The organism is Kitasatospora sp. NPDC018058 (assembly GCF_044327205.1).
In the GTDB taxonomy this organism is placed as follows: domain Bacteria; phylum Actinomycetota; class Actinomycetes; order Streptomycetales; family Streptomycetaceae; genus Kitasatospora.
In genome coordinates this window covers 154824-175832 of the sequence record NZ_JBIRFA010000002.1, presented here as the reverse complement: position 1 = coordinate 175832, position 21009 = coordinate 154824, and the positions used below count along the sequence as shown (strand labels likewise).

The 21009-nt window shown below is 73.1% G+C and carries 17 protein-coding genes; 9 read left to right on the top strand and 8 right to left on the bottom strand.

The window, feature by feature from the left end; all coding sequences use genetic code 11:
* The first annotated feature begins 29 nt into the window (after window positions 1–29).
* The 4 genes from ACH4E7_RS03390 to ACH4E7_RS03375 all read left to right on the top strand — a co-directional run bounded on the left by ACH4E7_RS03390 (window position 30) and on the right by ACH4E7_RS03375 (window position 5012).
* Entirely contained in the window at window positions 30–686 is a 657-nt protein-coding gene (locus ACH4E7_RS03390) for a DUF5819 family protein (RefSeq protein WP_396247308.1), read from the top strand.
* Window positions 683–1951, top strand: a complete 1269-nt coding sequence (locus ACH4E7_RS03385) for an HTTM domain-containing protein (protein WP_396247307.1) — start codon at window positions 683–685, stop codon at window positions 1949–1951. The genes ACH4E7_RS03390 and ACH4E7_RS03385 overlap by 4 nt, the downstream gene beginning before the upstream one ends.
* Before the next feature lie 9 nt (window positions 1952–1960).
* On the top strand, window positions 1961–4072 hold the full coding sequence (locus tag ACH4E7_RS03380) for an FUSC family protein (protein WP_396247306.1): 2112 nt from the start codon (window positions 1961–1963) through the stop codon (window positions 4070–4072).
* A gap of 184 nt (window positions 4073–4256) precedes the next feature.
* The gene (locus ACH4E7_RS03375; RefSeq protein WP_396247567.1) at window positions 4257–5012 is read left to right on the top strand and encodes a TrmH family RNA methyltransferase; all 756 of its coding nucleotides are present in this window, start codon (window positions 4257–4259) and stop codon (window positions 5010–5012) included.
* Between the two features lie 112 nt (window positions 5013–5124).
* Here the strand turns inward: ACH4E7_RS03375 and ACH4E7_RS03370 are convergent, their stop codons facing one another.
* From ACH4E7_RS03370 to ACH4E7_RS03355, 4 genes are all read right to left on the bottom strand, one after another.
* Window positions 5125–6036 (bottom strand): pyridoxamine 5'-phosphate oxidase family protein, encoded by a 912-nt coding sequence (locus ACH4E7_RS03370; protein ID WP_396247305.1) that lies wholly within the window; start codon window positions 6034–6036, stop codon window positions 5125–5127.
* A gap of 80 nt (window positions 6037–6116) precedes the next feature.
* The gene (locus tag ACH4E7_RS03365; protein ID WP_396247304.1) at window positions 6117–6587 is read right to left on the bottom strand and encodes a VOC family protein; all 471 of its coding nucleotides are present in this window, start codon (window positions 6585–6587) and stop codon (window positions 6117–6119) included.
* A 188-nt stretch (window positions 6588–6775) separates the two neighbouring features.
* On the bottom strand, window positions 6776–7780 hold the full coding sequence (locus ACH4E7_RS03360) for an XRE family transcriptional regulator (RefSeq protein ID WP_396247303.1): 1005 nt from the start codon (window positions 7778–7780) through the stop codon (window positions 6776–6778).
* A gap of 313 nt (window positions 7781–8093) precedes the next feature.
* Window positions 8094–10259 carry a protease pro-enzyme activation domain-containing protein gene (locus ACH4E7_RS03355; protein WP_396247302.1) on the bottom strand — a complete coding sequence of 722 codons (2166 nt, stop codon included), beginning with the start codon at window positions 10257–10259 and terminating at the stop codon, window positions 8094–8096.
* A 264-nt stretch (window positions 10260–10523) separates the two neighbouring features.
* Here ACH4E7_RS03355 and ACH4E7_RS03350 point away from each other — a divergent pair, with 264 nt between their 5' ends.
* Window positions 10524–11081: a CGNR zinc finger domain-containing protein gene (locus tag ACH4E7_RS03350; protein ID WP_396247301.1), complete on the top strand. Its 558-nt coding sequence runs from the start codon at window positions 10524–10526 to the stop codon at window positions 11079–11081.
* 59 nt (window positions 11082–11140) lie between these two features.
* On the opposite strand, the gene ACH4E7_RS03345 is transcribed toward ACH4E7_RS03350, so the two are convergent.
* The 3 genes from ACH4E7_RS03345 to ACH4E7_RS03335 all read right to left on the bottom strand — a co-directional run bounded on the left by ACH4E7_RS03345 (window position 11141) and on the right by ACH4E7_RS03335 (window position 15894).
* Window positions 11141–12628 (bottom strand): FAD-dependent monooxygenase, encoded by a 1488-nt coding sequence (locus ACH4E7_RS03345; RefSeq protein WP_396247300.1) that lies wholly within the window; start codon window positions 12626–12628, stop codon window positions 11141–11143.
* Window positions 12629–12775: 147 nt separating this feature from the next.
* Window positions 12776–14476 carry a phenylacetic acid degradation protein PaaN gene (gene paaN, locus ACH4E7_RS03340; RefSeq protein ID WP_396247299.1) on the bottom strand — a complete coding sequence of 567 codons (1701 nt, stop codon included), beginning with the start codon at window positions 14474–14476 and terminating at the stop codon, window positions 12776–12778.
* A 152-nt stretch (window positions 14477–14628) separates the two neighbouring features.
* Window positions 14629–15894: a hypothetical protein gene (locus tag ACH4E7_RS03335; protein ID WP_396247298.1), complete on the bottom strand. Its 1266-nt coding sequence runs from the start codon at window positions 15892–15894 to the stop codon at window positions 14629–14631.
* 169 nt (window positions 15895–16063) lie between these two features.
* On the opposite strand from ACH4E7_RS03335, the gene ACH4E7_RS03330 reads away from it, so the two are divergent.
* Entirely contained in the window at window positions 16064–16648 is a 585-nt protein-coding gene (locus ACH4E7_RS03330) for a TetR/AcrR family transcriptional regulator (protein ID WP_396247297.1), read from the top strand.
* Between the two features lie 58 nt (window positions 16649–16706).
* Here the strand turns inward: ACH4E7_RS03330 and ACH4E7_RS03325 are convergent, their stop codons facing one another.
* Window positions 16707–17153: an Lrp/AsnC family transcriptional regulator gene (locus ACH4E7_RS03325; protein ID WP_355668958.1), complete on the bottom strand. Its 447-nt coding sequence runs from the start codon at window positions 17151–17153 to the stop codon at window positions 16707–16709.
* A 164-nt stretch (window positions 17154–17317) separates the two neighbouring features.
* Between ACH4E7_RS03325 and pdhA the strand changes: the two genes are divergently transcribed.
* The 3 genes from pdhA (at window position 17318) to ACH4E7_RS03310 (ending at window position 20813) form a co-directional block, all read left to right on the top strand.
* Window positions 17318–18457, top strand: coding sequence for a pyruvate dehydrogenase (acetyl-transferring) E1 component subunit alpha (gene pdhA, locus ACH4E7_RS03320; RefSeq protein ID WP_396247296.1), 1140 nt, complete (start codon window positions 17318–17320; stop codon window positions 18455–18457).
* An 80-nt stretch (window positions 18458–18537) separates the two neighbouring features.
* Window positions 18538–19500: an alpha-ketoacid dehydrogenase subunit beta gene (locus ACH4E7_RS03315; protein WP_396247566.1), complete on the top strand. Its 963-nt coding sequence runs from the start codon at window positions 18538–18540 to the stop codon at window positions 19498–19500.
* A 5-nt stretch (window positions 19501–19505) separates the two neighbouring features.
* The gene (locus ACH4E7_RS03310; protein ID WP_396247565.1) at window positions 19506–20813 is read left to right on the top strand and encodes a dihydrolipoamide acetyltransferase family protein; all 1308 of its coding nucleotides are present in this window, start codon (window positions 19506–19508) and stop codon (window positions 20811–20813) included.
* Window positions 20814–21009: the final 196 nt, after the last annotated feature.

Below are 21009 nucleotides of genomic sequence, written 5' to 3'. Positions count from 1 at the left end.
GCGGCGCGCCGTTTCGGGCGGGGGAGGCCATGACGGAGACCACGGACCGGCCTGCCTCGGGGCGGGTCTGGTCGAAGCCCGCGCAGCTCGTCCTCGGCCTGGCCGGTGCGCTGCTGGCGGGTGGCACCGGGCTGTTCCTGGCCGCGGTGTTCCTGCACGTCGCGCCCGCCAACTCGCTGTCCCGGCAGTACCGGGACCAGATCGACGGCGTGATCTACCCGGAGTTCGAGCAGAACTGGAAGCTGTTCGCGCCCAACCCGCTGCAGCAGAACGTCAGCGTGGACGCCCGGGTGCGCACCGTCGCCGACGGCGGCGCCACCCACACCCGTGACTGGATCGGGCTGACCGCGCAGGACCTCGCCGCGATCCGGGGCAACCCGGCGCCCAGCCACGTCGACCAGAACCTGCTGCGCCGCGCCTGGGACTTCTACGACGGCTCGCACGACCAGGACGAGAAGCAGACCAGTCCGCGCGGCCGACTCGCCGAGCAGTACCTCAAGCGGATCGCTCTGCAGCGGATCGGCCGGGAGGTGGACGGCGAGCGGGTGCTGGAGATCGAGTTCCGGGTGACCTCGGCGACCGTCCCGCCGCCCTCCTGGAGCGGTGAGGCCGCGCCGCCCGCGCCCAAGGTGCGGGAGCTGCCGTGGTGGGCGGTCGGGGACGAGGACTACCGGGGGATCGGGTGAACGAGGTACGGGCTTCGCAGCCGGTGGAGCCCGCACGGCCGAAGCTGCTGGACGGCGTCCCGCGGCAGGGCGGGCCGCCGCTCGTCCCCGTGGCGCCGCCCGACGGGCCGGGGGCGGTGCTCGGGCGGGCGGCGGAGGCGTTCACCGGGCGGGTGCTCGGACGGCACCAGGCCGCGGTGGTGCGGATCGGCTTCGGGCTGGTCTGGCTCGCCTACCTGCTGCGCGAGTGGCCCAACCGGCGGGTGCTGTACGGCGACCGCTCGCCCTGGTCGATGGAGCTCGCCCAGCGGATGCTGGCCGACAACGGGGCGTTCACCGTGCTGCCCTGGTTCGGCGGGCGGCTCTGGTTCGAGCTGGTCTACCACCTGGCCGTGCTGGCCGCCCTGGCGGTACTGCTGGGCTGGCGGACCAGGGCGAGCACGGTGCTGTTCCTGGTCACCGTGCTGTCGCTGCAGAACCGCAGCGTCCTCCTCGGTGACGGTGGGGACAACGTCGTCCACCTGATGGCGGTCTACCTGGTCTTCACCCGCTGCGCCGAGGTCTGGTCGCTGGACGCCCGGCGCACCCGGGCAGGGTGGTCCGGGGTGGTGCTCTGGGCGCTGCTCGGCGCGGTGCTGGCGGTCTGTCAGTTCGGCGACTTCTCCGGCGACACCCTGACCTGGAGCGGCCCGACCTTCCCGTACCTCGGCTGGTCGCCGCTGTTCTGGGGGCTCTGGGCGGTGGCCGGGCTCTGGTGGGTGCTCGGGCGGCTGCGGCCCGGGGGCGAGCCGCGGGCCGTGCTCGACGCGCTGGCGAACATGGTGCACAACTGCGCGATGCTGGTGATCGCCGCCGAGGTGGTGCTGATCTACTCCACGGCCGGCTGGTACAAGGTGCAGGGCTCGCGCTGGCAGGACGGCACCGCGCTGTACTACCCGCTGCACCTGGACTACTTCACCCCCTGGCCGGGGCTGTCCGCGCTGGTCGGCTCGGCGCTGCTGCCGGTGTTCCTGATCTCGTACGGCACGGTGATCCTGCAGGTCGCCTTCCCGTTCACGCTGTTCAACCGGCGGGTCAAGAACGTGCTGCTGGTGGTGATGATGGCCGAGCACCTGGGGATAGCGGTGGTGCTCGGGCTGCCGGTGTTCTCGCTCGCGATGATCGCGGCGGACGCGGTGTTCCTGCCGACCGGCGCCCTGCTCCGGGTGGCGGCGCGGCTGGGGCGGATCGGATCCAACGGGCCTCTCGGGCTCACCGGGCGGAGGGACCGGAGCCCCGCCGCCTAGGATGTCGTTATGTCCTGGTTCGCCGCTCTTCGTGACACCGCGCGGACCGGACTCACCCTGGACCGGGCGCTCACCGACCCCAAGCGGGCCGCGCGCGGCGCGGTAGCCGTGGCGCTGGTGCTGTTCCCGACCCTGGCGCTCGGCGGGGTCCCGCTCGCCACCTCCGCCGCGATGGGCGCGTTCATCGCCGGCTCCGCCACCTTCCAGCGCAGCTTCCGCCCCCGGGCCAGCCTGGCCGTCGCGGCCGGGTTCGGACTCGGCGTCAGCACCTTCCTCGGCTACCTGGCCGTCGGGGTCGCCGGGCTGTTCCCGGTGCTGCTCGCGGTGTGGGCGTTCGGCGCCGGGCTCGCCTGGGCGATCGGGCCGACCGCCGGGGTGGTCGCGGCCAACACGCTGTCGGTGATGCTGATCGTCGTCCAGCTGCCGGTCAGCGCGCTGGCCGCGCTCGGCCACGGACTGGTCGCCGCGCTCGGCGGGGTGGTCCAGGCGGTCGTCATCATCCTCTGGCCGATCGGGAGTTGGACCGCCCAGCGGGGAGCTCTCGCCGACACCTACGCCGAACTCGCCGACTACGCACGCCGGTTGCGGCAGGACCCGACCGCGCATGTGGACCCTGCGCCGTTCATGACCGCCCGGAGTGCCGCCGCCCTGACCCCCTGGCAGGACCGTCACCGGCCGCCCGAACTCCGCGGCCTGCGCGGCCTCGCCGAGCGCATCCGGCCCACCCTCGCCGCGCTCGCCGACCCCAAGGTGGGCGCCCCGGAGGAAGGGCCGGAGCGCGACCGCGCCCGCGAGGTGCTGGCGGCCGCCGCCGAGGTGATGGACGCCCTCGCCCGGGCGATCCGCACCGGCGACCCGGTCCGCCTCCCCCGCTCGGCGCCCACCCTCACCCTGGTCCGGCCGGAGGAGGGGGCGCGGCTGCAGGGGGCGGCCCGGCGCTCCGCCCGCCGGCTCGGCGGACTGCTGCGCAAGGCCGCGGACGCGCTGGACCGCAACGACGAGGACACCATCACCACGCCGGTGATCGGGGCCGGCGGGGCGCTGCACAGACCGTCCATCGTCCGGATGCTGCCGGTCGCGCTGCGGGCCGTACGACGGCAGGCGCGGCCGCGCTCGGCGATCTTCCAGCACGCCGTACGGCTGGCCGGGGTGGTCACCGTCGCCTACCTGCTGGCCCGGCTGGCCGGGTTCCACCACGGGTACTGGGCGCCGATGACCGCCGCGATGGTGATGCGGCCGGACTTCGCCCAGACGTACAGCCGGGGCGTCGCGCGGTTGGCCGGGACGGTCGTCGGGGTCGCCGTCTCGACGCTGGTGGTGCAGCTCACCCACCCCGGGGAGTGGGTGCTGGCCGCGCTGGCGGTGCTGTGCATCGGCGGGGCGTACCTCGCCTTCCGGACCGGGTACGCGCTGACCACGGTCGGGATCTCCTCGTACGTGGTGTTCCTGCTCGGGCTGCAGGCCGGGGACCCGCTGGTGACGGCCTTCGAGCGGGTGGGGCTGACGCTGCTCGGCGGTTCGGTGGCGCTGCTGACGTACGCGCTGTTCCCGACCTGGCAGACCGCGCGGCTCGGGGAGCGGCTCGCCGAATGGCTGGCGGCGGCCGGGCGGTACGCGGCGGCGGTCGTCGCCTGCTACGAACAGCCGGCGGCGGCGCGGGGGCGGGCCGTGCGGTCGGCGCTGCTGGACTCGCGGGAGGCGCGGTCCGAGCTGATCCAGGCCATGCAGCGGGCCGACGCGGAACCGGGGCGGCACGAGTCCGGACTGGCCGGGGTGAGCCGGCGCCAGATCGACCGGGCCCGCGCGGCGGTCGGGCACCTCGGGCGGGGGGCCGTACTGCTGGAGGCGCACCTGCCGGCCGCTGACGCGGAGCCCGTGCCGGGGGCGGCGGAGTACGCGGAGGAACTGCGGTTGGCGACGGCGCTGGCGGCGGGGGCGCTGCTGACGGGGCGGCAGGTGGAGTTCGGGGCGGTGCGGGCGGCGCAGGCGCGGCTGGAGGAACGGCTGGCGGAGGTGCCGTCGGGGGTGCAGCGGGACGTGGTGCGGGCGGGGACCCAGCTGCTGGGGGTCGCTCTGCGGGATCTGGAGCGGGCTCTGCGGGGGAGTTCGGAGGGGCGGTAGACGGGGCCGGTAGGTGGGAGCATGAGCGAGCGGAGCGAGTGAATGATCGAGGGGTGCGCGTTTCGCGAAGCGACTGCCGTGCGAAGCGAGGTGGGAGCATGAGCGAGCGGTGCGAGTGAATGATCGAGGGGTGCGCGTTTCGCGAAGCGACTGCCGAGCGAAGCGAGGTGGGAGCATGAGCGGCATGGGAGACGACGAGCTGGTGCGGGCGTGGCGGGCGGCCGAGCAGGAGCCGGGGGCCGTGCTGCTGGACGGGTTCCACGCGCTGAAGCACGCGCTGCGCTTCGGCGGGGACGTCCGTCGGGTGCTGACGGTCGATCGGGCGGCGCTGCTGGCGTTGGCCGCCGAGTTGGCCGAGGACGTCGTCCCGGCGGTGGACGCGCTCGCGGTGGAGCTGCCCGAGGCCCGGCTGCGGACGCTGGCGCCCCGGCTGCACCCGACCGGGGTGATCGCGCTGGCCGTCCGCCCGTCCGTCGAGGCCAACCGGGCGGTGCTGGCGCAGCGTCCGCGCAAGGCGCCGGTGGTGCTGCTGGAGAACCCGCGCAACCTGGGCAACGTCGGGGCGGTGATCCGGTTGGCGGCCGGGTTCGGCGCCACCGGGGTGGTGACCACCGGGGACCTGGACCCCTGGCACCCGACCGTGCTGCGCGGCAGCGCGGGACTGCACTTCGCCACCGCCGTCGAGCGGCTGAGCCTGCCGGAGCTGCCCGCCGGGCCGCTGTACGTGCTGGACCCGGAGGGTGTGGACATCCGCGACCTGCCGTTCCCGGACGACGCGCTGCTGGCCTTCGGCACCGAGCGGCACGGCGTCTCGGCGGAGCTCAAGGCCCGCGCCGACCACCTGGTCGCGGTGCCGATGCAGGCCGGGGTGTCCAGCTTCAACCTGGCGACCAGCGTCGCGATGGGCCTGTTCCACTGGATGTCCTCCGGCAAGCGCTGAGGCGCGGCGGATCGGACTGAGCGGGGTGCGGACCGATCGAGCACCCGCTCTGGCGCGGGCCGGGCGGAGCCGGTGGTGCCGGTACGGACCCGGTGCTGTTCCCGGAGGCGGATCAGCGCGGGTTGGCGGGCGAGTACTCGGGATCGGTCCAGGTCAGCGGGGTGGCGTCGGCGAGTTCCAGTACGCCGGTGACGGTCAGTTCGACCATCCGCTCGGCGCCCGGGGCGGCCTCCCGGGCCTCCTCGGACCAGTCGGCGCGGGCCTCGCCGGTGACCAGCAGCGCCCCGCCGGTCTCCCAGTCGGGCAGCAGCAGGCCGGCCCGCGGGTCCAACTCCAGGTTTCCGAGCGTCATGAACATGCTGTTGCCCCGGTATTCGGGCCAGCGCACCCGGTCCGGCCCGACCGCCTCCAGGAAGCCCGGGAAGCCGCCGCGGTGCGAGGCGTCCACACTGCCGTCCGGGCCGGCGGTGGCGATGAAGAAGGTGTCGGCGGTGGCCAGGGCCAGCTGCTGCGCCGTCGACAGCACCGGGCCGGACGCGACCGTACGGGGCGCACCGGCGCCCGGGCGGTCCAGCGGGGTGCGGCGCTGGATGTATTTCGGGCAGTTGGAGACCACCTCCTCGGCGTGGACCGTCAGCCCGCCCCGGCCGTCCGGCGCCGAGCGGCCGTTGAGCCGCATCCGGCGGCGTCCGGCCGGGTCCAGGGCGATGGTGCCGACCCGGGCCGGGCGCTCCAGCGACTCGGCCAGCGGGTCGGCCCCGGCCAGGCGGGCGGCGACCGTCATCGTCCGCTCGTCCGCGGCCTGCAGGAAGCCGGCCGGGCCGGCCAGCTGGGTGGCCCAGATCCGGCCGTCGAGGTCGGCGGCGCCGACCACCAGCATCCGCCGCTCGGTGAGGAAGCGGGCGGCCACCGCCGGAACGGTGCTGCGGATCGACCGGCCGGCGTGGTCGGCCCGTTCGGTCAGGCCGGCCCGGGCCTGGGCGGCCCGCTCTCCGGCGTGGTACGGCGTGCTGATGGTCGTCATGGTGCCCTCCTCGGCGCGGTCGGTGTGCTCCCCCGTGGCCCACCGGTCGTGCCGGCCCTGAACCGGTCGGATCCTTCGGCTTAGAAGAAGCCGCAGGTCGGGGCGCCGGTGGTGGGCGCCTCGGCGTCGGTCTGGTCCACTCCGGTGCGGGTGTAGATCTCCAGCCGGATGCCGTCCGGGTCGGAGAAGAAGATGCCGCCGGAGACCGAGCCCTCGCCGTGCGGGACGACGCCGTCGTAGGCGAACTCGGCGCCCAGCTCGCGCAGCAGCTGCTCGGTGGCGCGGACCTCGTCCAGGCTCTCGACCTCGAAGGAGAGGTGGTGCAGGCCGGGGGTCGCGGTGGAGAAGGCGCCGGCGCTCTGCTGCCAGAGGGTGACCACCAGGCGGCCGTCGCGGCCGAGCAGCGCGTAGCGGCGCTCGGGGTCAGTGCTCTCGTGGGCGATCTGGAGGCCGAGGACGGCGCGGTAGAAGTCGATCGAGCGGGCCAGGTCGGTGACGTTCAGGCCCACGTGGCCGGTCTGCAGGGTGCGGAGCAGGGTGGTGCTGGACATGCCTGGTCACTCCCGGAGGCTGGGGCGGTCCGGCGAGGCTCCTGCCTAACCGGTGTTCATAAGATTAGAGGTTAGGTGATGGGGCGTCAACCGGTACTCGAGCTCATAGGGGTTAGGTTTTCCGGGGTGGGAACGCGAAAGCCCCGTCGGACCGATGACGGTCCGACGGGGCTTCTGGGCGGGAGGGGCTAGGCCCACTCCCAGCGGATGCCGATGTGGCCCGGCTGCTGGTCCGGGGCCAGGACGTGGGCGCTCGCCGAGGCGCCGATCCACAGCTGCTCGCGGCGGTGGTCGACGTCGGCGCCCGGCTCGCGGTCGTAGCGCTCGCAGTGCACCGGGACGGCGGCCGGGTCGAAGTGCACCTGGAGCACGTACTCGCGCACCTGGGTGGCGAAGCGGCGGCTGTACTCCATGGTCGGGCCGCCGGGCGGGATCTCCACCTCGTACTCGAAGACCGTGCTGTCGCCGAGCCCGAGCGGGCGGTCCAGCATCAGCTCGGCGACGGTCAGCCCGACCTCCGGGCGGCGGCGGACCCGGCCGAGCCGGCCGTGCCGCACCGAGGTGATCTCCGGGCAGCCGGTGGCCTCCTCGTCGGCCTTGTGCACCACCAGGCAGCGGCCGACGCCGCCGACCGTGGCGCGCACCACCTGGCGCATCCGGAGCAGGTTGGCGCGCCGCTCGGCGTCCACGTAGTACGAGTCGTGGATGCTGAGCCGCTCCAGCTCGCCGGCGGGCGGGGCGTCCAGCTCCTCGAAGATCGAGGCGATCTCCTGCTCGCCCGGCCAGACGTCCTCCAGTCCCAGGTGGCTGGTGTTGGCGGCGGCGGCCCAGCGGCCGCGCGGGCGCGGCGGGCCGAGCAGCGAGGAGAGCGAGCTGTGCGGCAGGCCGAGCAGCTCCTCCAGCAGGTGGACGGCGCGCAGCGAGCTGGCCCGCTCGGGCTGGCTGCGGCCGCGGCGCCAGTAACTGAGGGTCGTCACGCTGACCCTGACGCCACGTTGGGCGAGCGCCGCGCGGATCCTGTCCAGGCTGAGGCCGCTGGCCTCGATGGCCAGGTGCAGGGCGTCCGCGAAGCCGCCGGCCGGGGCGGGGCGTGCGGCGGACGGCGCGGGCGCGGGTACGGGCGGGTCGGTACGCTCCGTACGCGATCCGACCAGCCGCAGCCGCGCGGCGTCCTGAGGTTGCTGTGCGGCCATGCGGTGACCCTCCCCACCAGGTGAGTTCAGTGGCACCTGGCCGGCGCCGGGGCGCGCCGCCGGCGGCTTCACCGAGCTTTGGGGAACCCTATGCACGGTCGAGAGGCTACGTCATCAGTCGCGCGTATGACAGTGGTCACGACAGGTGAACCGGATGGTTAGCGATCTTGAAACAGTCCGGAAACACAGCCGGAACCCTGGACGGGGGAAGGCGCCGACCGTGACGGATACGGACACCGCCGGGGCGGGCCCTGTCGGCGCCGCCCCGGCGGGGGTCTCGGTGGTGCTGTTCGGTGGAGCTACCGGCCGGTGATCACTTGACGTTCAGCGCGACGTCGTCGATCACGAAGCTGGTCTGGTTGGAGCCGTCCTCGGTGCCGGTGAACTTGAGGGTCACGGTCTGGCCGGCGAAGGAGGTCAGGTCCACCGTCTGCTGGACGTAGCCGGAGGCCGCGTTCACGTTGGACCAGGTCTTCAGCGTGGTGCTGTTGCCCTGCAGGGTCAGCGTGTCGTACGCGGTGCTGCCGGTCTCCGCGGTGTCGATGTGCAGCCAGAAGGTGAGGGTCGCGGAGGCGCAGCCGGTCGGGACCGAGACGGTCTGCGACACGGTGTCGGTGTGGGTGGTGCCGTAGCCGTTCAGCCAGGCCTTCCAGCTGCCCGAGTGGGCCGGCTGCGAGCTGCTGTTGTCGACGACGCCCGAGGAGGTGGTCCACGGGGCGGCGGTGCCGGTCTCGAAGCCGCCGTTGCCGATCAGCTGGGCGGCGGTGCAGCCGCCGGTGGGCGGCGGGGTGGTGCTGCCGCCGCCGAGCAGGGCGGTGGTCAGGGCGTCGGCGACCGGGGAGCCCCAGCCGGTGACCTGGTCGTAGCCGGTCTTGGCGGAGAAGTCCTGGTTGGCGCCGGTGGTCACGTCGTGGAAGGTGCTGCCGTAGTTGCCGCTGTTCGCGACGGAGTACAGCCGCGGGCTCGCCTCGCCGAGGACCGGCTGTCCGGCGGCCTTGGCCTTCTGGTTGAACTGGGCGGCGTAGCCGGACCACAGCGGCGCGGCCGCGCTGGTGCCGCCGTAGACCTGCCAGGCACCGCCGGTGTAGATCGCGAAGCCGCTCTGCGGGTCGGCGTTGGAGGCGACGTCCGGGACGGTGCGCATGGTGCCGTTGACGCCGGTGCCGGTCTGCCAGCTCGGCTTGCTGAACACGGTGGAGACGCCGCCGCCGGCGGTGCTCCAGGCGCTCTCCGAGGAGTAGGCGTTGCCGCTGGTGACCTTGAGGTTGGTGCCGCCGACACCGGTCTGGTGCGGGCTGGACGCCGGGAAGTCGACGGCCTTGACGGTCGAGCCGCTGGTGGAGCGGGTGCAGTCGCGCGAGCCGTCGTCGCCGGAGGCGGAGAAGATCGAGATGCCCTGGGCGGCGGCCTGCTTGAAGGCGTTGTCGACCGCGGTCATCGAGGCGGCGGTGGTGTCCGGCTCGCAGGAGCCCCAGGAGATCGAGATGACCGAGGCCTTGTTGTCGGCCACGATCTTGTTGGCCATGTCGATCTCGCCCTGGTCGCTGTTGGGCGCCTCGTAGATCAGCTGGGTGGCCTTGGGGGCCGCGCCGCGGACGATCTCGCTGTCCAGCTCGACCTCGCCCATGCCCTGGCCGGGCGCGGAGTCGTAGTTGGCGCCGTCCACCGAGACCGTGGAGACGGCCGGGCCGGTCAGGCCGTACTGCGAGTCGTAGGTGGTCAGGTCCGAGGACTTGTAGCCGTCGAACTCCCAGAGGGCGACCGTCGTGCCGGTGCCGTCGGCGCCGGTCTTGGTCAGGTTGTAGGCGCCGTCGTACTGGGCCGGGCTCAGGCCGCTCGGGGTGGAGGTGGCGGCGTTCGGGGTGACCGAGTTCGGCTTGGCGATGCGGTTCTTGCGCACCGCGTGGTTGTCCAGGCCGCTCACGCCCTGGACCACGGAGGCCAGGTCGGCGGGGATCGAGGCGGCGGCGTCGTTGGCGAAGAACGCGCGCTGCAGCTGCGGGTCCACGTAGGAGCTCTCGTGGGTGCCGAAGGCCTGCGAGATCTGCGCGGTGGTGCCGTGCGCGGTGACCACCTGGCGGTTGGCGCTCACGTCTGCGACGGTCAAGCCCTGTGCGGCCAGGTACGCCTTGACCTGGTCGACGTCCTGCTGGGTCGGGCCGAACTGCGCGGTGAACTGCTCCGGCGTCAGGTACTTGCCGAACTGCGGCGAGCCGGGCGTGGTGACCGCGGTGAGGAAGCGGTCCAGGGCGTCGGCGTTGCGCAGCTTGAGGCTGACGGCCACCGAGATCTGCTGCTCGGCCGGGACGTCACCCTTCTTCTCCGAGTGGGCCACCGCCGGGTTCACGGTGTTCGGCAGGGCGACGCGCGGGGTGGCGTGCGGGGTGGGGGCGGCCTGCGCGGTGGAGACGCCGAGCGAGACGGCGGTCAGGGGCAGGACGGCTATCGCCGCAGCGAGTGCGAGAGTGCGGGGGCGCAACGGATCCTCCTCGGGCCGGCTGTGGGGGCCGGCAAGGGGCCAGGCGTTCCGGGGTGAGAACGCTGGCTAGAACATGACAGAACAGATGCGCGAGATGTCCCATGACCAAGCAATTCGTTGCTAAAAAACAGTCAAGTGTGGAGCCCTGGAACGCCGGTGATTCCATACAGTGAATGGCCGGAATTCCGGCACTGGTCCATACCAATTCACGGCGCGGGGCGCGGACGTAGAATCGGGCGGAGCCGAGGGAGAGGGGCGACTGACGTGACGGCAGACCCGAGGGACCCGCGACCGCTGACCGGCGAGCCGCTCGCGCTCGACCTGCTCAACACGCGCTGGGCCGGCACGCCCGTCAACGATCTGCTCACCGGCGTCGAGGAGTACGGGATCTGGCTCTCATCCAACGGGCTGAGCGGGCGCTGCACGGCCGACGAGGCCGGGCTGGCGGCGATCCGGGAGGCGCGTGAGGCGATCGGGCTGGCCGCCCAGGAGGCCCGTGAGCTGGGCGAGTTGAGCGTACGGGCGCGCGACGGGCTGGACGCGGTGCTGGCGCACGGGCGGATCCGGCGGACGCCCGGAGCGGACGGGGCCGTGGACCTGGTGGAGGCCGACCGGCCGGAGTGGCTGGCGCCCTGGCTGGCGGCGGACGACTTCCTCACCCTGCTCGGGCAGGGGGCGCACCGGGTGAAGCAGTGCGCACACGAGGCGTGCATTCTGCATTTCTTCGACGCCTCGCAGAACGGCCGCCGACGCTGGTGCCGGATGGCCGTCTGCGGGAACCGGGCGAAGGCGGCGCGGCACTACGTGAAGGCGCGGGGTTAACGGACGACCGAACAAACGGTCGGCGGGTGCGGCGGGATGCCGCACCCGCCGACTGCTGGTCAGACGGCGCCCAGCCAGCTGGTCAGGGCCTCGGTGAGCTCGCCCTGGCCGGGGTCGACGGCGGCCCAGGCGACGTAGCCGTCCGGGCGGATCAGCAGGACGGTGTCGGCCAGCTTGCCGTGCGGGTCGGCCGGGGCGGCGGAGACCATCCGGTCCGCCCAGGGCTCGGCGGCGGTCAGCTCGTCATTGCTGACCAGCACGAACCGCCCTGCACGCAGCGCCTCGTAGAGCCGCTCGGGGCCGGCCGGAGCGCCCTCCTCGGGCTTGCTCAGCGCGGTCAGCCGCAGGTCCGGGACGCGCTTGCCGACCTGCGGGTGGGCTCCCTTGGGGGCCGGGTACGAGATCTCGATGCCGGCGACCATCCGGGCGCCGCGCTCGCTGAGCAGGTCGAGATGGCTGCCGAGCGCCGTGAGCGCGCCGCGCAGGGCGCGGGTGGGGCCGGACTCGGCGAGCGCGATCCGGATCAGCGCGCCGGAGGTGCGCAGCACCATCCTGCCGACCGGGTGCCGCTCGGTCTGGTACGTGTCCAGCAGCGCGTCGGTGGCCCGGCCCCGGAGGGTGGCGGCGAGCTTCCAGGAGAGGTTGGCGGCGTCCTGGAGGCCGGTGTTCATGCCCTGGCCGCCGGCCGGGGAGTGGCAGTGGGCGGCGTCGCCGGCCAGGAAGACGCGGCCGGAGCGGTAGTTGGGGGCCTGGCGCTCGTCGCTGTGGAAGGTGGAGCTCCACCGCACGTCGTGCAGGCCGTAGTCCTCGCCCTGGGTGGCCAGCACGATCGCGGTGAGCTGCTCGGGTGTGGGGGTGGCTCCGTCGCTCTGGCGCTCGTTGCGGTCCCAGGCGATGACCCGGTACCAGCCGTCGCCGAACGGGACGATGAAGGAGAAGCCGCTCTTGTTGGCGCCGACGGCGATCGCGTCGGCGGGCTCGCGCTCCAGCCGGACGTCGGCGAGCAGCACGGAGTCGACCACCGCCTCGCCCGGGAAGGGGATGCCGAGCAGGTCGCGGACGGCGGAGCGGACGCCGTCGGTGCCGACCGCGTACCGGGCGCGGTGGGTCTGCCCGTCGCGGGTCTCCAGGGTGACGCCCTCGGCGTCCTGGCGCAGGCCGGTGACCTCGGCGCCGCGCACGATCACGGCGCCGGCCTTCTCGGCGCGCTCCTGGAGCACCCGTTCGACGTTGTACTGCGGGGTGATCAGGACGAACGGGAACCGGGTGGGCATCGCGCCGAGGTCGATCACGGCGCGGTTGAACATCCTCAACGAGCTGAGCGGGCGGCCGGTGGCGATGAGTTCGTCGGCCAGGCCCCGGGCGTCCAGCAGCTCCAGGCTGCGGGCGTGCACGGCGAAGGCCCGGGTGAGGTTGGACTCGGCGGTGCGCTTCTCCAGGACGGTGACGCCGACTCCGGCGGCGGCGAGGTCGCCGGCCAGCAGCAGTCCGGTCGGTCCGGCGCCGACGATGATGACGTCGGTTTCGGTCGTCGGCTTCACGGCCATGTATCAGCTCCCGTTGTTCGGAGGGCGGTTGGACGCCGTTCCAGGCGTTCTCCCAGCCTCCATCATCGCTGGCCGCACGGGAGCTGTGAACCGCCGGTCCCCCGGTGGCCGATGACCACCGGGGGACCGGGACGCGCGGTGGGTGCCTCAGCTGTGCCGGCGGATCTCCACCGTGCGGAACCGGTTGGCGACGAAGGCGCCGTCGCAGTAGGCCGAGTTGGCGGCCGGGTTGGCGCCGGTGCCGTGCAGGTCGGAGAAGGCGGCGGTCTGGTTGGGGTAGACGCCGCCGGTGAGGTTGAGCGAGAGCGAGACGCCGGAGTCCAGCGCCGCCTCGACCAGCAGGGCCTCCACCTCGGGCGAGGTGGTGTAGCCGGAGGCCGTCATCGCGCCCTTCTCCCGGACGGTGGTGCGCAGCAGCTCCACGGCGGCGGGGGTGGACTCGACGGCGACGGCGAAGGAGACCGGGCCGAAGCACTCGCTGCGGAACACCGAGCGGTCGTCCGGCTTGTCGGCGTTGAGCTTGACCAGCGCCGGGGTGCGCACGGTCGCGCCGGGGAAGTCGGGCGAGGTCACCGCGCGCGGGGCGAGGGCGAGTTCGCCGTACTCGCCGCCGGCCGCGGCGGCCGAGCGCTGCAGCACACCCGGGTTGACCACGGCGCCGAGGATGGCGGCGGCGCGGGCGTCGTCGGAGAGCAGGCCCTCGATGGCGGCGGCGAGGTCGGCGACCACCTGGTCGAAGGACTTGTCGCCCTGGTCGGTGCCGATGCCGCCGCGCGGGATCAGCAGGTTCTGCGGGGTGGTGCACATCTGGCCGCTGTAGAGCGAGAGCGCGAAGGCCAGGTTGCCGAGCATGCCCTTGTAGTCGTCGGTGGAGTCGATCACCACCGCGTTGACACCGGCCTTCTCGGTGTAGACCTGCGCCTGCTTGGCGTGCTCCTCCAGCCAGTCGCCGAAGGTGGTCGAGCCGGTGTAGTCGATCATCTTGATCTCGGGCCGCACGGCGAGGCTCTGGGCGACGGTGCCGCCCTCGTGCTCGGCGGCCAGGCAGACCAGGTTGGGGTCGAAGCCGGCCTCGGCGAGCACCTCGCGGGCGATCGCGACGGTCAGCGCCAGCGGCAGCACGGCCTGCGGGTGCGGCTTGACCAGCACCGGGTTGCCGGTGGCCAGCGAGGCGAACAGGCCCGGGTAGCCGTTCCAGGTGGGGAAGGTGTTGCAGCCGATCAGCAGCGCGAGGCCGCGCGGGACGACGGTGAACTCCTTGGTCATCACCAGCGGCTCGCGCTTGCCCTGCGGCTTGGTCCAGCCGGCCTGCCGGGGCAGCCGGGTCTGCTCGGCGTACGCGTAGGCGACGGCCTCCAGGCCGCGGTCCTGGGCGTGCGGGCCGCCGGCCTGGAAGGCCATGCCGTAGGCCTGGCCGGTGGTGTGCATGACGGCCTGGGCGAACTCGTGGGAGCGGGCGTTGATCCGGTGCAGGATCTCCAGGCAGACGGCGGCGCGCTCCATCGGGGAGGCGGCGGCCCAGGCGGGCCGGGCGGTGCTCATCGCGGCGATCAGCGCGTCCGGGGCGGCGTGCGGGTAGGTGATGCCCAGCTCGATGCCGTACGGGGAGGCCTCGCCGCCGACCTGGTCGCCGTCGGTGGGGTGGCCGTCGAGGGTGAACGGCTTGCCGAGCAGGTCGTCGAAGGCGGCCTTGCCGTCGGCCGGGCCGCTCTCGCCGTAGGCCTTCGGGAACTCGGGGTACGCGGACCAGTAGTCGCGCTTCGCGGCGGCGGCGAGCGCGGCGTCCAGGGTGGCCTGGTGGCGCTCGACCAGTTCGCTGACGAGGGGGTGGGTGACCGCTGCGGACATCTGTGCGCTCCTCAGAGGGGAGGACGGGACACGTCACAGAGTAACCGAACGATCGGTCGGCTCAAGAGGGTGCAGGGATCGGATTGCGGCAAAAAACACGGGGGCGCGTCCTCGCCGGACGCGCCCCCGTGGGGTTTCGGAGCAAGCGGGGGTTACGGCACGCCCAGCTCGAAGATCACGTACCCGGCGTACCAGCCCGAGGCGACCGCACCGGTGCCCAGCACCGCGGCCAGCACCGGCCAGCTGAGCTTGCGCATCCCCACCGCGAGCGCGATGAACAGCGGGAACGCCGGCAGCAGGTAGCGCGAGACGTTGCCGAAGATGCCCAGGCTCCCGAGCACCGACACGATCGTGGCCAGCGTGTAGGCGGTCAGCACCAGCGGCGGGCGCAGCCGGACCAGCAGCACGATCAGCACCGGCAGGCTGAACACGATCAGGGTGGCCAGCAGGTCCGGCACCGGGAAGGCGAAGGGGTAGTCGTTGCGGCCCAGCAGCACCCCGCGGATCGAGTGCCAGGTGCCCTGGCCCCAGTCGAAGTAGTGCAGCCAGGCGTCGTGCTGCAGCCGGAAGTAGCCGCCCCACTCGCCGGTCCGCCAGCCCACCCAGGCCACGTATCCGAGCAGGCCGACCGGGGCCAGCACCATCGCCGCCAGCGGGCGCAGCACGCCGCTCTCCCGCCGGTACAGCTCCACCAGCGCGGCCAGGCCGACCGCGCCGATCAGCGCCGCCGAGGTCGGCCGGTTGAGCCCGGCGATCAGGGTGATCGCCCCGGCCGTGACCCACTGCTTGGTCATCGTGAAGTAGCAGGCCCAGGCGGCCAGCGCGACGAACAGGGAGTCCGAGTAGAGCGCCCACTCGGCGCCCGAGCCCGGGGCGATCGCCCAGATCCCGGCCGCGATCACGCCCGCCCGGGGGCCGGACATCCGCTCCACCACCGCGTAGATCCCGGCGGCGGCGAACAGCGAGGCCACCACCGAGACCAGCATCCCGGCGCCGTACAGGCCGAGCCCGGTGACGTCCGAGGTCAACCGCATCAGGCCCGGGTAGAGCGGGAAGAAGGCGGCCGAGTTCTGCTCGATGGTGAAGCCGGGCTGGCCGCCCGGGACCGGGATCAGCGCCGGGTGGTAGCCGAACTGCGCGACCTGCTGGTACCACCAGCCGTCCCAGCTGGCCAGCACGTCCCAGGTGTTGGCGCCGCCGCCGAACCGGGCCGGCTTCTTGGCGTAGTCGCCGGCGAAGGAGAGCAGCTTCATGAACACGGTGAAGCCGATCAGCTTCAGCACCGCGTAACACCACACGGCCGGGCCGAACCGGACCACCAGCGCGCGGGCGCGGTCCTGCCAGGTGCCCGGGACGCTCTCCGGTTCCCCGCTGCGCTGTTCGGGCACGTCGGAGGAGACTGCCGGTATTGCGTTCATCAGCGGTGGACCCCAGCCTGCTGGACGTGGACGATCGTCCGCCGAATTCTAGGCGGTTCGCGAACTCCCGCCCGCGTGGCGACGCCGGGCCCGGCACGGACCGAGCGGCCCGGCACGGACCGGCCGACCCGACCGCGTGCGGCCCGGGGCGGTTGGGGATACTCGGAGGATGGCCGATCACACCACGCGCACCGCCTACACCGTCGAGTCACTGCTCGCGGTGACCGTCGACGTGTTCAACGAGCGCGGCTACGACGGCACCTCGATGGAGGACCTGTCCCGGGCGGCCGGGATCTCCAAGTCCTCCATCTACCATCACGTCCGCGGCAAGGAGGAACTGCTGCGGCTGGCCGTCGGGCGGGCGCTGGACGGGCTGTTCGCGATCCTGGCCGAGCCGGCCGCGGTCGAGGGCCCGGCGGTGGAGCGGCTGGAGCACGTGGTGCGGCGCACCGCCGAGGTGCTGCTGGAGGAGCTGCCGTACGTGACGCTGCTGCTGCGGGTGCGCGGCAACACGGCCACCGAGCAGTGGGCGCTGGAGCGCCGGCGGGACTTCGACCACCAGGTCGCCGAGCTGCTGCGGGCGGCCGTCGCGGACGGCTCGCTGCGCGCGGACGTGGAGCCCCGGCTGGCCACCCGGCTGCTCTTCGGGATGATCAACTCGATCGTGGAGTGGTACCGGCCCGGGCTGAAGGCCGCCGACGGGGTCGCGGACGCGGTGGTGCACCTGGCCTTCGACGGGCTGCGGGCGCGGTAGGCGTCCAGGGCCCGTCCGGCGGATCTTGCCGGGCCCGCCGACATCCGCCGGACAAGCCCTAATCCGGGGGGACCTGGTCGGTCTCCTCGAACACCAGCATGGTTCGTGTGCCAAGCACCTGCGGGATGGACTGGATCCGGTTGAGCACCAGCTCCCGCAGGGCGTGGTTGTCCGCGGTGTGCACCAGCAGCAGGACGTCGAAGTCGCCGCCGACCAGCGCGATGTGGGCGACCCCGGGCAGCGCCAGCAGCTGCTCGCGCACGGTGCGCCAGGAATTCTGGACGATCTTCAGGGTGATGTACGCGGACGCACCCTGACCGGCCCGTTCGTGGTCGACCCTGGCGGTGAAGCCGCGAATGATGCCGTCCTCGACCATCCTGGAGATCCGGGCGTAGGCATTGGCCCGGGACACGTGGACCCGCTCGGCCACCGAGCGGATCGAGGCGCGACCGTCCTGCTGCAGCAGCCGCAGGATCGACCGGTCGACCCGGTCGAGTCTGGACATCTGTTCAGCCGACATGACCCCCCACCCTCACCGATTGGACGCACTGCCACCAGTCGACCGCCGTACAGGCCGAATGTCCACCACCTTGTCACGCTTCTGGTCAAGATGAACAGACGACCGAACAATCGGTAGGGAGCCCCCGCCACCCATGGAGGTGCCCCGAGATGACCGTTCTCGACCACAGACACCACACGGCGGTGCCCGGCTGGCTGCCCGGGGCCACCGCCCCCCGCACCGATCCGGCCCCCCTTCTCCCGGACGTCTCCCCCGTCCGGGTGCTCGGCACCCCCGCGCTGGAGAAGTACGACCCGGCGCTGCTGCGCGAGCTCTACCGCCGCCTGGTGGTCGGCCGCCGCTACAACCAGCAGGCCACCACCCTCACCAAACAGGGCCGACTCGCCGTCTACCCCGCCTCCACCGGCCAGGAGGCCTGCCAGGTCGCCGCCGCGCTGGTGCTCGGCGAACACGACTGGCTCTTCCCCAGCTACCGCGACACCCTCGCGGTGGTCTCCCGGGGCGTCGACCCGCTGGAGGCGCTGACCCTGCTGCGCGGCAACGCCCACACCGGCTACGACCCGCGCGCCAGCCGCACCGCCCCGCTCTGCACCCCGCTCGGCACCCAGGCCCCGCACGCGGTCGGACTGGCGCACGCCGCCCGGCTGCGCGGCGAGCCGGTGGTCGCGATGGCGATGCTCGGCGACGGCGGCACCAGCGAGGGAGACTTCCACGAGGCGCTGAACTTCGCGGCCGTGCTCCGGGCCCCGGTGGTCTTCCTGGTGCAGAACAACGGCTACGCCATCTCCGTCCCGCTCAGCGCGCAGTCCGCCGCGCCCAGCCTGGCCCACAAGGCCGTCGGCTACGGGATGCCGGGCCGGCTGGTGGACGGCAACGACGCGCCCGCGCTGCACTCCGTGCTCACCGAGGCGGTCGATCGGGCCCGCAGCGGCGAGGGCCCGACCCTGATCGAGGCGCTGACCTACCGGATCGAGGCCCACACCAACGCCGACGACGCCACCCGCTATCGCACCGAGCCCGAGGTGGACGCCTGGCGGGAGCACGACCCGATCCTGCTGATGGAGCGCGCTTTGCGCGAACTCGACGTGCTGGACGACCGGTTGGTGCAGGAGGCGGCGGAGGAGGCGGAGGCGCTGGCGGCCCGGATGCGGGCCGAGTTCCACGCCGACCCGGAGCTCGACCCGATGGCGCTGTTCGCCCACGTCTACGCCGAGCCGACCCCGCAACTGCGGGAGCAGGCCGCCCAGTTGTCCGCCGAGCTGGCCGCCGAGGCCGAGGTGCAGCAGTAATGTCCCACCCGTCCCCCACCCCCACCCTTGGCGGAGCCGCTCCGCGGCACACCTCCAGTGGTTCCGCGCGCACGGCCAGCATGGCCCAGGCGCTCAACTCCGCGCTGCGCGACGCCATGCGCGAGGACCCGACGGTGCACGTGCTCGGCGAGGACGTCGGCCAGCTCGGCGGCGTCTTCCGGATCACCGACGGGCTGACCGCCGAGTTCGGCCCCGAGCGCTGCCTGGACACCCCGCTGGCCGAGGCCGGCATCCTCGGCACCGCGATCGGCATGGCGATGTACGGGCTGCGCCCGGTGGTCGAGATGCAGTTCGACGCCTTCGCCTACCCGGCGCTGGAACAGCTGTTCTCGCACGTCGCCAAGATGCGCAACCGCACGGCGGGCAAGCTGCCGCTGCCGATCACCGTGCGCATCCCGTACGGCGGCGGCATCGGCGGCGTCGAGCACCACAGCGACGCCTCCGAGGCGTACTACACCAGCACCCCGGGCCTGCACGTGGTCACCCCGGGGACGGTGGCGGACGCCTACGGGCTGCTGCGCGCCTCGATCGCCTCCGACGACCCAGTGGTCTTCCTGGAGCCCAAGCGGCTCTACTGGGGCAAGGCCGAGTTCGACCCGACCGCGCCGGTCGAGCCGATCGGCCGGGCCGTGCTGCGGCGCACCGGCACCTCCGCCGTACTGATCACCTACGGCCCCTCGCTGCCGGTCTGCCTGGAGGCGGCGGAGGCGGCGAAGGCCGAGGGCTGGGACCTCGCGGTGCTGGACCTTCGCACCCTGGTGCCCTTCGACGACGAGACGGTCACCCGGGTGGTGCGCTCGATCGGCCGGGCCGTGGTGGTGCACGAGGCGAGCGGCTTCGGCGGCACCGGCGCGGAGATCGCCGCACGGGTCACCGAGCGCTGCTTCCACCACCTGGCCGCGCCCGTGCTGCGGGTCACGGGCTTCGACATCCCGTACCCGCCGCCGATGCTGGAGCACCACCACCTCCCCGGGGTGGACCGGATCCTGGACGCGGTCGCCCGGCTGCAGTGGGAGGACTGAGGATGATGCCCGTCGTACGGGAGTTCCGGCTGCCCGACCTCGGTGAGGGACTCACCGGGGCCGAGGTGGTGCGCTGGATGGTCGAGGTCGGCGAGGTGATCGCCGTCGACCAGCCGGTGGTGGAGGTGGAGACGGCCAAGGCCGTGGTGGAGGTGCCCTGCCCGTACGGCGGGGTGGTCACCGCGCGGTACGGCGAGGTCGGCGAGGAGATCGCCGTGGGCGCTCCGCTGGTGACGGTCGCGGGGGCGACGGCGGAGGGGGCTGTTCCCGAGGCTCCGGCCGCTGCTCCCGCCGCTGAGGTCGAGCGGCCGTTGGTGGGGTACGGGGTCGTCGAGAGCAAGGGTGGGCGGCGGCGTCGGGTGGGGGTGGCTTCGGCTGTGGCCGCTCCGATCGCTCCTGCCGCCCCGGCTGCTCCGGCCGCTCCCGTTGTTCCGATCGCTCCGGTCGTGGTGTCGGTGATCTCGCCGCTGGTGCGGCGGCTGGCCCGGGAGCAGGGGGTCGATCTGGCCGCGCTCACCGGGAGCGGCCCGGACGGGCTGATCATGCGCGCGGACGTCGAACGGGCGGTTGCGGCCAAGGTGGCCACTCCGGCGCTTGCCGTGCCCGCTGCCGCGGCTGCGGTTCAGGAGGGCGTCGTCCCGCTGCGCGGGCTGCGCAAGGCGGTGGCCGAGAAGCTCAGCCGCAGCCACCGGGAGATCCCCGCCGCCACCTGCTGGGTGGACGTCGATGCCACCGAACTGATGGCGCTGAGGCGTCAGTTGAACGCCACGCCGGGGCCGAAGGTGAGCGTGCTGGCGCTGCTGGCCCGGATCTGCACGGTCGCGCTGGCGCGCTTCCCCGAGCTCAATTCCAGTGTGACGGAGGATGGTTCGGGCATCATCCGGCACTCGGCGGTGCACCTGGGCTTCGCCGCGCAGGGCGAACGCGGCCTGGTGGTGCCGGTGGTGCGCGACGCGCACATCCGCAGCACCGAGCAACTCGGCGAGGAGTTGGCCCGGTTGACCGATTCGGCGCGCAAGGGCTCGCTGACCCCGGCCGAACTGACCGGCGGTACCTTCACGTTGAACAACTACGGGGTGTTCGGCGTGGACGGCTCCACCCCGATCCTCAACCACCCCGAGGCGGCGATGCTCGGCGTCGGCCGGATCGTGGCCAAACCCTGGGTGGTCGGGGGCGAGTTGGCGGTCCGCGAGGTGACGCAGCTGTCGTTCACCTTCGACCATCGGGTCTGCGACGGCGGGACGGCGGGCGGCTTCCTGCGTTTCGTCGCGGACTGCGTCGAGCAGCCGGGGATGCTGCTGCGGCAGCTGTGAGCGGGCAGCTGTGAGCGGGCCGGTCTGAGCAGGGCGCGGTCGCCCTGGGTGTGCTGCTCGGCACTCAGGGCGACCGCCGATCGAGCGAGAGTAGCGCGTTCCGGGGTCGGGTGTCCGGGCTTCACGCGATTTGTCGGATGAGCAGTTCGGGCGTGCCACGCTGCCTAGGCGTCAGCAGAGACAAGCCAGGTGGTGG